The organism is Shimia litoralis, assembly GCF_005518135.1.
GTDB lineage: Bacteria > Pseudomonadota > Alphaproteobacteria > Rhodobacterales > Rhodobacteraceae > Shimia_E > Shimia_E litoralis.
Genome location: NZ_SULI01000038.1, coordinates 1 through 13341, shown reverse-complemented (window position 1 = coordinate 13341; position 13341 = coordinate 1). Strand labels below are relative to the sequence as shown.

General features: G+C 59.6%; 10 protein-coding genes and 1 pseudogene. 5 read left to right on the top strand and 6 right to left on the bottom strand.

All coding sequences use genetic code 11. The features are described from left to right. Nucleotides 1–203: 203 nt before the first annotated feature. The 3 genes and pseudogenes from FAP39_RS16875 to FAP39_RS16865 all read right to left on the bottom strand — a co-directional run bounded on the left by FAP39_RS16875 (nt 204) and on the right by FAP39_RS16865 (nt 1934). Nucleotides 204–507: pseudogene (locus FAP39_RS16875) on the bottom strand (type II toxin-antitoxin system RelE/ParE family toxin). Between the two features lie 4 nt (nt 508–511). Further along, nucleotides 512–766: a ribbon-helix-helix domain-containing protein gene (locus tag FAP39_RS16870; RefSeq protein WP_138017546.1), complete on the bottom strand. Its 255-nt coding sequence runs from the start codon at nt 764–766 to the stop codon at nt 512–514. A gap of 70 nt (nt 767–836) precedes the next feature. After that, on the bottom strand, nt 837–1934 hold the full coding sequence (locus tag FAP39_RS16865) for a Fic family protein (protein WP_138017545.1): 1098 nt from the start codon (nt 1932–1934) through the stop codon (nt 837–839). Nucleotides 1935–2108: 174 nt separating this feature from the next. Between FAP39_RS16865 and FAP39_RS16860 the strand changes: the two genes are divergently transcribed. Continuing rightward, the gene (locus FAP39_RS16860) at nt 2109–2831 is read left to right on the top strand and encodes a hypothetical protein (protein ID WP_138017547.1); all 723 of its coding nucleotides are present in this window, start codon (nt 2109–2111) and stop codon (nt 2829–2831) included. Between the two features lie 67 nt (nt 2832–2898). Here FAP39_RS16860 and FAP39_RS16855 read toward each other — a convergent pair whose 3' ends face one another. From FAP39_RS16855 to FAP39_RS16845, 3 genes are all read right to left on the bottom strand, one after another. Beyond that, entirely contained in the window at nt 2899–3720 is an 822-nt protein-coding gene (locus FAP39_RS16855) for a hypothetical protein (protein WP_138017544.1), read from the bottom strand. After that, the gene (locus FAP39_RS16850) at nt 3714–3941 is read right to left on the bottom strand and encodes a hypothetical protein (protein WP_138017543.1); all 228 of its coding nucleotides are present in this window, start codon (nt 3939–3941) and stop codon (nt 3714–3716) included. Before FAP39_RS16850 ends, FAP39_RS16855 begins: the two co-directional genes overlap by 7 nt. Before the next feature lie 63 nt (nt 3942–4004). Then, entirely contained in the window at nt 4005–5573 is a 1569-nt protein-coding gene (locus FAP39_RS16845) for an ADP-ribosylglycohydrolase family protein (RefSeq protein WP_138017542.1), read from the bottom strand. Between the two features lie 249 nt (nt 5574–5822). Here FAP39_RS16845 and FAP39_RS16840 point away from each other — a divergent pair, with 249 nt between their 5' ends. The 4 genes from FAP39_RS16840 (at nt 5823) to FAP39_RS16825 (ending at nt 13307) form a co-directional block, all read left to right on the top strand. After that, entirely contained in the window at nt 5823–8504 is a 2682-nt protein-coding gene (locus FAP39_RS16840) for a PD-(D/E)XK nuclease family protein (protein WP_171006909.1), read from the top strand. Continuing rightward, nucleotides 8497–11661, top strand: coding sequence for a UvrD-helicase domain-containing protein (locus FAP39_RS16835; RefSeq protein ID WP_138017540.1), 3165 nt, complete (start codon nt 8497–8499; stop codon nt 11659–11661). Before FAP39_RS16840 ends, FAP39_RS16835 begins: the two co-directional genes overlap by 8 nt. Before the next feature lie 81 nt (nt 11662–11742). Further along, the gene (locus FAP39_RS16830) at nt 11743–12678 is read left to right on the top strand and encodes a metallophosphoesterase (RefSeq protein WP_138017539.1); all 936 of its coding nucleotides are present in this window, start codon (nt 11743–11745) and stop codon (nt 12676–12678) included. 47 nt (nt 12679–12725) lie between these two features. Further along, a complete protein-coding gene (locus tag FAP39_RS16825) occupies nt 12726–13307 on the top strand; it encodes a GTP pyrophosphokinase (protein WP_246059238.1) in 582 nt (193 codons plus the stop codon). Nucleotides 13308–13341 lie beyond the last annotated feature (34 nt).

Sequence of the window (13341 nt, the reverse complement as noted above, 5' to 3'; positions counted from 1 at the left end):
CCCGGTAGCTCGTCAGGCTCATAACCTGAAGGTCGTAGGTTCAAATCCTACTCCCGCAACCAATAATTACAAATAAAACAAAAACTTAGAATCCTAGTAAAATACTGGGGAATTGCGCGCACAGTTTCTGGTCAACACCTGGTCAACATTTTTCGAGTCCCCCAAGGCAAGAGAAAGATGATCGGGTTGCGCAATCGTACTCATTACGGCAGACCGTCACGAAAGCGGTCTAACTTGTGCATCCTCTCGTGCAGGATGGTTACGATACCGACGTCTCCGTTCGACAGCCGCCGCCAGTACACGTAGTGATGCGCGTGCCGGAAGTAGAAGCCCTCCACCTCGAATCCGGCCGGGATGGGGCGGGACGCCATGGTTTTCGATCTGGTCGAACGCGGCGAAGAGCTCTGTGATGTAGCGATCCGACTGCTCAGGGCCCCAGCGGTGGCGGGTGTAGCGGTAGATATCGTCAAGCCGCAGCGATGCGGCTTCCTGGACGCGAATGACCACGTCGTCAGCCCCGGTTCCGGGCAATGACCTCGGCGGCGGTCAACGAGCGATAGTTTTCCTCGGGCGCTGCGAACGCCTGTGTCAGTTCTGCCTTCAGACGATCAAACGCCTCCCGCTCCGCCCGCTCCTTGTCGCGCCGGATCAGGTCGCGGACGTACTCGCTGATGTTCTCGTAGGACCCGTTCTCGCCCACGTTCGATGCCACGAACTCGCTCAGCGCGCCGCTGAGGCGGACAGTCATCGTCGTGGTCTGGGACATGTTGGTCTCCGCCTTCTTGTCTTCACGATAAGCAAAATTGAAGACGCGGGCAAGATTGGCTTCCAAACATCTACAGCAGAACCTCATAATGCGTGCTGCGGCCGCCACCTTCACCTTTGCGCATCAGTCCGAGTTCGAGGAGCACTGCGATGTCACGGTTCGCCGTATCCTGCGAGCACTTGGCGATCGCTGACCATTTCGATGACGTCATCTTGCCCTCGAACCCGTCCAGCAGCCGGTTCAGCACTTTGATTTGGCGTTCGTTCAGCGCGAGCGCCCCAGCGCGCTCCCAGAATTGCGCCTTGGCAACGACCGTCGCGAGGACGCTGTCAGCTCCATGGATCGCGCGGCCGAGGCAATCTAGAAACCAGAGAACCCATGCCGTCACGTCTATTCCGCCCTTCTGAGTTCGCTCCAGCTGATCGTAATAATCGTTCCGCTCAGCCCTGATCTGCGCCGACATGCTGTAAAAGCGTTGCTGGCTCCCCTCAGACCGCGCAAGCGCCAGATCGGCGATGGCACGGGCAATGCGGCCGTTACCATCCTCGAAGGGATGGATCGTAACAAACCACAAATGCGCCAGTGCAGCCTTGATTACCGGATCGGTGCTCAGTGGCGCGTTAAACCATGCAAAGAAGGCCTTCATCTCTGCGGGAACCCTCGATGCGGGTGGAGCCGCATAGTGAGCTTTCTCCCTGCCGTAGGGCCCAGACACCACTTGCATGGGACCCGTGCTGTCGTCGCGCCAGTTCCCTACGATGACCTTCGTCATGCCGCTGCGTCCTGTTGGGAACAACGCTGCATGCCACCCGAAAAGGCGCTCGGCGGTGAGGGGCGCCTGATAGTACTGCGTGGCGTCCAGCATCACCTCGACGATGCCTTCCACATTGCGATCGGTCGGGGGCAGGGCACCGATGTCGATGCCGAGCCGTCGCGCGAGCGATGATCGCACCTGCGTGACGTCGAGCTGCTCGCCTTCGATTTCACTTGTTTTCACGACGTCCTGCGTGAGCGTTTGTAACACCGCCTCCTCTCGCAGCTTGAAGCCCAGCGCCTCCATGCGCCCGATCAATCGTCCCTGTTCATGCCGAACTGCCGCAAGTGGAGCAGCGATGCTCGCATCCTGCCAGGCCAGGTTTGGCCAGTCGGGTTTCTCCCAGATATACATCTTAATCTCCGCATCTTGCGCGGCGATTTTGCACTGCATTCTCCGCAAGTGCAAGAGTATACGCCGCATTATATGCGGAGAATGTTTGTGCTATTCTCCGCATGGCCGATTGCACGTGATGACGTCGCTCCGGAGCGCGTAGAAAGACGACGCAGCCTGTGGCAAAGTCTAGCCATGATCGAATTCCGCCCGCTCCCTGATGACCATCCCGATCTTGCGCATTCGCCTATGTTGCGCGGAGCATTGCTGACACTGCAATATGCGCAGGAACACGGCTCGATCGGCCTGACAAAGACCAAGGCATTCAAGCGCGTCTTCGTTCACTGGGCCGTGGAGCATTTCGAATGGCCCGGAAAAAGTGCGGAAGAAATGTTCCGCTACAACAAGGTCATCAACGAATACGAATTCCTCCCGCTTGAGGTCCTGCATTTCTTGCTGATTTCGCTGCGCCTGGGGCGGCACTACAAGGGCGAGTTTCGGCTGACCAAGCGGGGCGACGAGCTGGCGCACGCACCTGGGCGCCTGTTCGCCGAAATGATTGCCTATTTCATACTCCGGATCGATCATGCCTCATATGCGCGCTTTGAAGAACGGCCTTTCGGCAAGTGGGATGTCTGGATGAACGTGATCAATGTTGAGGCCGACCACGGCACGACGGAGGCTGCATTGTTTCAGGCCTTCTATGGTGAGCCGAAGGACTGGCACACGGCGGGCTGGCGCGAGATGGCTGCGTTCTCATCCTGCGTCCTGCGACCGCTCGGATGGGCTGGGTTGCTGATGGAGACCCGCGAGGAAAATGCCGAAAAATATGTTTGCCATGTATTCAAGACACCGCTCTGGAGCAGCGCACTCAAACTCGACACTGACAACATGCTGCAGCCGATGGCCTTGCAATGAGGCTTACTCCCCTATTTGCGTTAGGCCGCTTTGCGTTTTTGGTGTCGTCCAGTTTTCTAGCTGTAGATCAACTTGCGCCGACGCCCTGATGGTGGAGGTTAATGCTGAACGAATGCATTCCCCTGAGCCAGCAATCTAGATCGCGGATGAGCTGCTCAACTGCCTCGTTCGCCTCTACTCGGATCGGGTCAAGGTCGAGCCGCCAATCATTCAGGCAATCTGACATGCTAGGCATTCTGTGGCTCCAGAATAGGTGAATAGTCGTCGGTTCCTCAGGCGCAACACGTTCAATCAGTTTTGAGCAGGTTCGAGCGAAAGTTATAAATGCCTCAGCGCCGTCCACGGTCGGCGTGCCCTTGGCAAGCGGACGTGCAAAAGTCAGTTCGATCGAGTCAATCCGTAAGGGGAAGATAGTTACCTCAAGCGCTTGCAGCCAGTTTTCGAGTATTTTCGCGAGGTCGGGCGCGTCGAGCTTGATGATTGAGTAGTTGAACAGCCAAACTTGGTTCTTGCTGAGTTCCGCGCGCACCCGTTCCTGATCAAGCCGAGCCAGTGGTTCGATCGCGAGTAGGGCTGGTGCAGGAAGCTGTTTGCCCACGACGCAGTCGGGGCCGTTTCCAGCTCCTTCATCGCTGACCTCTGAGGCTTGTTCATGGGCAGACAAGCCCTGTTTTTCGTCTTGCTTCATCCGACACCCCTTTTCCGCTGAGTTTTTACTTTTATGGTCGGCTTCCTGCGCCTTGTAAAATTGGCAGTTCGTAACTGCTGAAATCAGGGGCATTGGCGGCTGTGCATCAATCCGATGCTCCGGGTGCGTGCAGCGCACACCCAGTCCGATGCCGATCGCCCAGTGCAGATAGCTACAGCCCTTGCAGTCTGCGATCAGCATTTCGGCTCCTTGTTTACCGCCACCTGTTGGAGTTCGTAATGGTCAAAGCCGTTCGAACCTTCCTGCTCGCGCGCCTTGTTGAGCGCGCGCAGGGCTTGATCATAAGGCATGGGGTCGGAGACGATCGCGGGTTCGTCGAAGCTGAAGGTGTCGACATAAACCAGAACCCACTTCCTTGCCTTGCGCTCCTCTTCATAGCGCCGTTTTCGTCCTTTGCTCATGCGTGGATGGTTTCTCCTTTGTTGGTCCAAAATCTCAAATCAGCAAGGCATTCGATCGGTTGCTCACCAGCCGGGATAGGCCTCGGCCAGTAGATCAGCGCCGTCTTGTTCATGCTCGAGCCGCAGGTAATCGCGCACCAGGCGGGTGATGAGGTCGGCGCCTTCGATGACCGGGGCCCAGCGGTGTTTCATTGCGGCGAGGGGATCGATCAAGCCCATCATGTTGCCTGCAATGGCACCGGTCGAGTCGCTGTCGCCGCTGTGAAAGACGGCGATATGAAGCGCGTCATCGAATGTCTTCCCAGCAAGGCAGGCGTAGAGCACGATCGACAGCGCTTCCTCGGCTGTCCAGCCTCCGCCGAGGCTTTCGACCGTCTCTGGGGATCCATCTCTCGGGGCGTCCAGCGCCTTGCGGATTGCGCGCGCGGTTTCTTCGCCATTCTCGAGCCGCTCGTATTCCGCCGCCAGTGTGGAGGCGGATTCCTCCAGCTTTACCCCGGCTGCTGCATCTGCCAGCATCTCGGCCCAGGCTGCGGCAGCCAATTGGCCCGTCGGGTGCCCATGCGTCAGGGCCGAGGTGTCGATCGCCATTGGGCGAACTTGATCTCGCGGGACCATCAGGGCGACCGGTGCAACGCGCATGATCGTCCCACAGCCCTTGCTGTCATTCTTTGCGCGCGCCCCGAGGTCACGGCCTGCTCCGAGAGACGACAGGCAGGTCATTCCAGGCGCACGCCGCGCCCAAAGTCGTCGATCGGCGACCAGGCCTACATGGTCGGTCTCAATACGAGGCTTGCCACCCTGAGTGCGATACCAGCGTAACAGGGCGTGATGCACCACAGAGGGTGGATGACAGATCCCCTTCAGAGCACCGCGAACATGCGCCCGAATGATCCCCTCGGCGGTGAACAGCGTCATCTGGGTATCATCGGTGATCGCGCCGCGCAGGCCCTGATGCGGCGGCAGATCCGAAATCCCGTCTGGAAACTTGCGCCTGATCGCATCGAGCGAGAGGAATTCGATCTCGGCACCGAGGCTGTCGCCATAAGCGCCCCCGAGAAGACTCGCATGAAGCCGAATGCCCGGTAGTCCGTAATGGCGGGCGCGACGGGCAAGCCAGCGTTCCTGCTCATCGGTTTCGATTGCACCGGGGCGAACGGCGCGCACGTCGCTGATTGCTTGAGGGGCGGACCATCCGCGTTCGATCAGCATCAAGGCAGCGATCGTACCGGCGCGGCCGAGGCCACCACGGCAATGAACGAGGACGCGGCCGCCGCGCTCCAATGTGGCGTGCAACTGCGCCGAAATCGCAGCCCATGTGCCCATGGCCTTGTCTGTCGGGGTATCGAGATCCCGGATCGGAAAGTGCACCCATTTGATGCCAAGCGCCTTCACCGCCTCGCCGAGTTCGCGCACGCCCAGCATCTCGAACTCGTGATCTTCGATCAGGCTCAAGACGGCGTTGGCACCCCATCCCTTGACCGCGTCCAGGTCGAGATCAAGGTCTCGATCCCATGCGGCGCCAAAGACACTCGCGCCCTTCTTGCCGGGACAAAACGTGATGCCCAGTCGCCCGTTTCCAAGGGCCAGGTCATCAATGCGCAGGGGGTGGGTGATGCTCGTTCGAACCAATCGCGTCTCCTTCTCGTCTCGATTCGTTTTGATACTAGACCATGGGTGCGTCATTTTCGGACGTATGAGCCTTCAGGGTGGGTTGTAACTTGGTGCTATTCCATAAAGATTACGTTCGAGCAGGGGTTAAGGGACCACGTATCGTTTCGATTCGCTGAACAGTCTGAGGCCTTGGCTTCATGCACCACTCTCACCGGTGGCGAAACAAAGCGGATGTGGGCCGATGCCAGTCTTGGCGAGGAGGTGCGGATGAACGGTCTTGAGCCACTAGTGACGGTGCATTCCGGCACGGGCGCGTTTCGGGCCATCACGTCCGACCTTATGGCAGAAACCTATCTCGCGCCGCGCCCTCATGCGATTGATCTGAACTCTGTGCTGGCAGATGCGGCGTTCCCTTGGTCTGCCAGCATGGCTGTGGCGCCGCTTGAAACGGCTGCCGCTGTTTCAGCAGCCCTGCGGAGCCTCGCCGTGGCGACCAATGGTCTGAGCCCGGAGGAGGTTGACCTCGGCGCGCTAGATCACGAAAGCCGCCTGTACAAACACCTCGCAGCCCTCTGCGGTCTGTGGCGTCAGGTCCCGGGCGCACTCCCGGAAGATCTGCAAGTCTATGCCCATGTGCTGGACCGTGTGTCTGGCGATGCTCTTGAGCCGCTTCCCCTGTTGGCAGGTGATCCGTGTGGTTTCGCGACGCCCATTGAGCGCCGTCTGCATGCGCAATTGCTGGATCATCACGGGATCGCTGACGCAGCGTTTCAGAATGAATGGGCTGCGCGCCGCGCGCCGCTGATGACCGGCGCCGCAGAGGGCACAAGCTTGTGGCGTGCGCAACAAGGTTTGACGGGCGCGTCCATCCCGTCAGGGCCGCTGGACGACAGTCTGGCATTCTTTGCCCTGCGCGATGAGGCGGAGGAAGCTGATTTTGCCGCTGCGCGGGCCCAGCGCCTGATCGATCAAGGCGTCTTGCCGAATGAGATCGGTCTGCTGGTGCCCGACGAGGTCGGCTATTTTGTGCAACTACGGCGCGCATTCGATTCTGCTGGCATTCCGCTTTCGGGCTTGCCCACCCAGCCCGACCGCCGCGACATCGCAAGCGAAACACTCCTTCAGTTTCTCTTGTGTTTCCAGGCCCCCGCACCGGCCATGGCGCTTGCCAGCCTCTACATATCGCCTCTGATGCCTTGGTCGTCCGAGACGGGGCTGCAGCTCTCGCGCGAGGTCATGCTGGGCCGGTTCGAACCCTATGCGGCTAGATCCCTGACTGGGCGCGCGCAGCGATTCTACAAGCTGGTGCGGAGCAATACTGCTCAGACACCAGACGGCATCCTGCAAGCCCTGGAGCAGGCTGCCCAGCTTTTGAGTGATGCAGCCGAGCAGCGAGAGGCTGTTGCTGCATTCCGCGCGAAGATGGGAACGATGCGTGCCGCGCTGTCTCAGAGCCGTTCTCTGGATTGGAACGCGCTCTACCGAGTTGCGACACCCGCCACGCCCAAGCCTTCGCCGTCTGAGGCGTTTGTCGAGGGCGTTAGCGTGTTCACGGAAGGCGCCATGCCGTGGCGATCGGCAAGACATCTCATTGCCATGGGCATGAGCGGCAATCGCTGGCCGCGTGCAGTGTCTGCGTCGCCGCTCTTCCTCGATGGGGAACTTCGGCTTCTCCGCGAAAAGACCGGGCTTCATGTTGAAACGCGCGGCGATACGTTGGGCCGGCGTCTCGAAAAGCTTCGCCGCCAGTTCCTCTGCGCCTCGGACTCCTTGACCCTCTTGCGCCCTGTCTTCGCGCCGAATGGCAGCCGTCAAGCTCCTGCGGCGGCCCTGTCGCTGGTGGCGCGCACTGTTGGGAATGGCGAAAAGGGGACCGAGGATGCTGAGGCGTTGATCCACGATCTGCGTGCTCTCCCGCGCGAGCGCTGGCCGTTTGCGCACAGAGTTGTCGAGGCAGCTACAGATCTGCAGCCTAGCGCCGTGCCGGAAGATGGCATCCTGCGTCTGGATCGCGATCTGCTCCGCCGCCGCCTTGCCGATGATGGGCGGATGCGCCCGCAGTCACCCAGTCGGTTGGAAACGCTCATGGTCAGCCCGCTTGCCTGGAGCCTGTCCGAGTTCGGGGCGGAGCCAGTGAGCTGGGCGCCTGATGGGCTTAACGTCATGGTTGCGGGCACCATCGCGCATGATGTTCTGGAGTTCCTGTTTCCCAAGGATGCGCCGTTGCCAGATCACGACCAGATCGAGGTTGCGGTGCCGGAGTTGCTCTCCTCGGCCATCCGGAAATATGCGCCGTTCCTGCAGCGGTCGATCTGGGCAGTCGAACGTGAGGGGCTGCTTCGCGATGTCCGAACCGCCGCCCAAGCCTGGCGCAATACGCTTGAAGGCCTTGGTGCCCGCGTGATCGACAATGAGATTGGCCTACAGGGCGAGGCACTGGGCATCTTGCTGCGCGGACGCGCGGACTGCCTTCTCCAACTGGAAGACGGCAGCCTTCTGGTCGTGGATCACAAGAAAAGCGGCACGTCAAAACGCCGCGCGCGCCTTGAAGCAGGCTGGGATCTGCAACTCGGCCTCTATCGCGAAATGCTCAAACGGCCCGAAAAGACGGGCGAGGTGCTCGAGGCAGCCTTGGCGGGCAGCCCCAAGATCGGGGTCGCCTACCACCTGATCAACGACCAGGGCGTATTGCTCGAAGGGTTGGAGCCACCCGATGGCGTCGTCACTGTCGTGGAAGGCGGGATATCCGTGCAGGCCATGGATCTGCTGATCACACGGCTTGCCGAGGTTGGTTCAGGTCAAATCCGCCTTAACAGCGAAGATGACCGAAAGTTCTTTGAGAAAACGGCGAACCTTGCACCTTACGCGCTGGATGCCTCGCCACTTGTCTCGCGGTTCATGATGCCTGGCACCGAGGCCGATGACAGCATGGAGGACATCGATGACTGAGATGCTGACCATCGTTCCGGCCGGGGCTGGCTCGGGGAAGACCTTTCGGATCAAGTCTGACCTCACCAAATGGGTGAAAGACACCCTTGTCGCGCCAGATCGCATTCTGGCGGTGACCTTCACCGAAGCGGCGGCCGCGGAGTTGCGCGGGCGGATCCGTGCAAGCCTTTTGGCCGAGGGTATGGTTGAAGAAGCCCTAGCTGTCGAACAGGCTTATGTCTCGACCATCCACGGGCTGGGTTTGCGGATCCTGTCGGAACACGCGTTCGCTGCTGGGGCCTCACCGCAACCGCGTGCGTTGGCTGAGGCGGAGCGGGATCTTCTGATCCGTCAGGCCATGGCGCATGCGGAGGCGCTCGACGCCGTCAAAGCCGACCTGCCGCGCTTCGGTTACCGATCGAGCTTCTTTTCGAATGCGAGCCAGGAGGACAGTTTCCGCGGCCGGATCCTGACTACGATCGATCTTCTCCGGGGCCTTGGCGACAACGGGAATGACCCGCAACTGGCGGACTCTGCGGTCGCGCGCCTGCGGGCTCTCTACGGTCGGGTCGAGCCAGATGGGGCGACCTTGGAGGCGCGCCTGCTTGCGGCGATTGATGCCCTTTTGGCTGCATTCCCGAATGACATCGCTGCCCATGCGACCTCCGCGGCTGCGCGCACAGCTTTTGGAAAAGACTTCCGCAACATGAAGCGCGCCCAGCGCCCAGGTGAGTTGCGCCGGGATTGGGGGCTTTGGAAAGCCCTTAGTGAGTTGCGTCAATCGAAGAGGGGAGCACCCACACCGGATGGCTATGATGCATTGTCTGATGAGGTGATTGCGGCGGCCGCGGATATCGCGGTCCACCCCGGTCCTTTGGAGGACGCTTGTGCGCATTTGACAGCGCTCATACATGGCGCCCAGGAAGTGATGTCGAAATACGCTGAGATGAAGCGTGAAGCGGGCGTCATCGACTATGCCGACATGATTTGCGATGCCGAGCGCTTGTTGCGGACGCGCCGGGAAATCCTCGACGCGCTTTTGGCCGAAGTCGATTGCGTCATCATCGACGAGTTTCAGGACACGAACCCGGTGCAGTTCGCGCTTCTCTGGCGCATCGCGCAATCCGCCAAGCGCGTGCTGATCGTGGGAGACACCAAGCAGTCGATCATGGGTTTCCAGGGGGCCGACCCCCGCTTGAGCGAGGCGCTCGAGCGACAGAATCCGGACGCGGCCTCGCCCCTCACGGGCAACTGGCGCTCTGATCCGCGGCTGATGCAGATGGTGAACGCGATTTCGGCGGGGCTGTTCGGAGAAGCTTATGTTCCTCTGGTTCCGCAGCGGCCGGAAACCGGCCAGACCTTCGCGGAGATCCTGCGCATTCCAGAAGGGCGCCGATCGAAGAAATCGCGCCCCGAGGAACATGTGGCGGCACGCATTGCCGATATCCTCGCAGAGGCTGGGCCAGTGGTAGAGCGGGAGAGTAATCCCAAGGTGCCGACATTCCGCCCTGTCGAGCCGCGCGACATTGCCATTCTGGCGCCGACCCATTCGATGGCGACGCGCTATGCGACGGCGCTCAAGCGCCAAGGTGTCCCGGTTCGGATCAGCGCAACAGGCTGGCTGGACTCGCCTGCTGTGATGGCGGCGCGCAACGGGCTGGCCTTCGCTGTGGATCCCAGGGATCGCCACGCGGCCCTTGCGCTCCTGACACTCGGCCCATCATCCATGCCTCTTCAGCAGGCGATGAGCCTGCTTGCCGATGGTGGATTGGAAACCTGTGCCGAGCTTGCGGGATTGCGGGCCCTGGCCGAGACTGCACCTGCTATGCCGCTGGAAACTCTGCTCCCTCAGGTGCTCAGCGCTGCGGGTGTCCTCGCTTGGGCAGCGCGCATGCCAGAGGCTGCGCAAGCCCATGCGGACCTGATGCGGCTCTCCGCAGAGGTCAGCGAATTCGTCTCGGCCCACCGTGACTTCAAGGCCGCGGCTGGCTTCCATGGCGCGAGCGCGCAGGTTTTTCTGGGCTGGCTGGAGGCGCGCCGCGAGGAACGCGATTTCGACCGCCATCCTGACCCGGGTCAAAGCGCCGGGCAGGGGGTTGAGATCGTCACCTGGCATGCCTCGAAGGGGCGGGAATGGCCGATCACCGCGGTTGTTGGCCTCGATAAGAAGATCGGTGAAAAGCCCGGCACCTTGCGCGCAGAATTCACTGATTTCAGCGATCTCAGCGCCATCCTTGAACGGGCGCTCCTGATCTGGACACCCGATCTACCCATCAAGGAAAAGAAGGATGCCTTCATTGCCGATCGCCGAGCAGCGTCAGAGGCTGATGCGCGCCGCCTACTTTATGTTGCCCTGACCCGTGGGCGCGATCGGTTGATCTTGGAGTGGCCAGACTTCGCATTGAAGAAGCTCGGCGAAAGTGAAGGCCCTGCGAACTACGCTGAAATGCTGGTGCTGGAGGCGGGCATGGAGCCGGAGGCCGGCAGCCTGAAAGTCGGAGGTGTCAGCTTCCCAGCGCGCACCTTGATGTGCAGTACCGATTCCCCAGACCTGCCAGAGGCCTCCGGGGCGCGAAAAGCCTCGGAAAGGTTTGCCTTTGGTGAGCTGCGGTCCATGCTCGAAACTCAGCAGACGGCATGGCGTGTCCGCCCCTCATCGATCGTCCAGAATCCACTGCCTGAGGTTCAGACTCGTATCGTGCCGTTGGATGTTCCGCCTCAGGCAGTGTCCCTCGTGGCGACAGCCAGTGAACGTGGCACCGCTCTTCACAAGGCGATGCGCGTTCTTTTGCTGCGCCCGGATCTGTGTCCGCGTTTATCTGCGGCAACGGGCTTTGACGAGGCCACCTTGGACATACTGCATGCGCAGGTTGACAGCCTTAACCAATGGCTGACGGCTGAGGGCTATACGCAGATCGAGTGTGAGGTGCCGATCCAGAGGCGCGCAGCATCCGGCGCAGAATTCAATGGAATCATCGACCTACTGGCGACGGGCGACGGGAAGCGACTGATCCTGGATCACAAGAGTGGCGTCGGAAGCTTTGCCGGTTATTTCGCGCAGCTGGATGCTTATCGAGAAGTTCTCGCGGAGCAGGCCGAGGAAATCAACCTTGACGTGGCAATCCACTGGATCGACAGGGCTGAGTTGGAAGTCCTGGTTCGCGAAGAACCAAAATGAATGGCGAGAAGCTGCGACGACAGGCGTGTTGTTGCAACACTCGCGCAGCTGCTCGCTTATGAAACCGAGGAGAGCAAGAGTGTGAGCATTACTGACATTATTCCCGATATCCATGGCCAGGCAGATAAGCTGCGCCTTGCGCTGCAGAATCTTGGCTGGCGGCGGAATGGAACGACATGGATGCATCCCGAGCCCGATCGTCAGATCGTGTTTCTAGGGGACTTCATTGATCGCGGTCCTGAAAATGGTGCCGTCATCAGGATCGTGCGCGAACTGATGGATGCGGGACGCGCCCAAGCCATCATGGGCAACCACGAATTGAATGCCATCCACTTCCATAGCGTCGACCCTGATACAGGGGCGCCGCTTCGCCCGCATGACACCGACAACCTTTTCCAGCACGACAGTTTTCTTAAGGAGTTCCCACTTGGTGCGCCGCACACCAATGACGTTCTGGACTGGATGACGAGCCTGCCGCTTTTTATCGAAACTGACGAGTTCCGCGCTGTTCATGCGGCGTGGATCCAGTCAGCAATCGATGACCTAAGGCGACAGACTGGAGCCGGCGTCCTATCAGAGGACCAGTTGATACGGGCCGGCCGAAAAGGCGATACGTTCTACGATCTCGCGGAAGCGGTGGCAAAAGGGCCGGAGGCATGTTTGCCTCATCCACATTGCTTTGAGGACAAGGGTGGGAAGGTTCGGCACCATGTCAGAGTAAAATGGTGGAACGGCGATGCCCGGACTTGGCGAGAGATCGCGATGTCGGTGCCCGACATCAACGCGCTCCCAGATACCTCCTTGCCTGACAGCTTGTTGCGGTCAGCTTATTCTATCGACGATAAGCCCGTGTTCTTTGGGCACTACTGGATGTCGGGTGAACCTGAGCTTCAAAGCGCCAATGCGCTGTGTCTGGATTACTCGGCAGGGACTGATGGCCCACTGGTGACCTATGAAATGCTCGCAGGGGACAAAAAGCTGGATTCCGGTCGAATTTTGGTACATGGCGAGCGTTGAATCGTCACTCGGAGCTGCAAGAATAAAGAGCGTAAAGGATGGATAAGGTGGACCACAAAATTAGCAAAACGATCCAGTTTTTTGAAAGTAAAGAAGTGGATCGACTTGAAAAGTTGGTACGCTTTGTCACAACTAAACTGGAAAAGTCTTTGGCGGAGCATCAAATCCTAGCGCGTGTGTCGTCTCGTGTGAAAAGCTCGCAAAGCCTGCGCGGGAAGCTCATCAAATGGGTCGGGACAGACAAAGAAGCAGATCTTCAACTTGAGCCGCAAGAAATTCTTCACAAGGTCAATGACTTGGCTGCCGCTCGTGTTATGACCTACACCGAGAAAGACCGCGACGCAGTCGCAGAGTTGGTCCAAGAAGTTTTCGGATGTCCCGGTGGCTTTGAGATCCCATTTGATCTTGAGCGGAAAGAAGAGCACCCGCGTATTAAGTCAAATGACCAGAACCATTATCGCGCAACACACATGATGGTAGCCGTAGATGATGCTGACTGTGTTGGCGAGTTTTCCAATTTGGGGAATGATAAGTGTGAATTGCAGATCACGAGCCTTTTGGCGCATGTGTGGAACGAGATCGAACATGATACCGTTTGGACCTGTCACGGTTTGATGCCGCTCCTTTGATAGCATTTACTGCAACAAAGGAGATGAACTATGG

Coding starts and splice junctions, on each gene's coding strand:
- FAP39_RS16835 (WP_138017540.1), top strand. CDS start 8,497: ATGACTGAGATGCTGACCATCGTTCCGGCCGGGGCTGGCTCGGGGAAG.
- FAP39_RS16840 (WP_171006909.1), top strand. CDS start 5,823: ATGAACGGTCTTGAGCCACTAGTGACGGTGCATTCCGGCACGGGCGCG.
- FAP39_RS16865 (WP_138017545.1), bottom strand. CDS start 1,934: ATGTATATCTGGGAGAAACCCGACTGGCCAAACCTGGCCTGGCAGGAT.
- FAP39_RS16860 (WP_138017547.1), top strand. CDS start 2,109: ATGATCGAATTCCGCCCGCTCCCTGATGACCATCCCGATCTTGCGCAT.
- FAP39_RS16855 (WP_138017544.1), bottom strand. CDS start 3,720: ATGCTGATCGCAGACTGCAAGGGCTGTAGCTATCTGCACTGGGCGATC.
- FAP39_RS16850 (WP_138017543.1), bottom strand. CDS start 3,941: ATGAGCAAAGGACGAAAACGGCGCTATGAAGAGGAGCGCAAGGCAAGG.
- FAP39_RS16870 (WP_138017546.1), bottom strand. CDS start 766: ATGTCCCAGACCACGACGATGACTGTCCGCCTCAGCGGCGCGCTGAGC.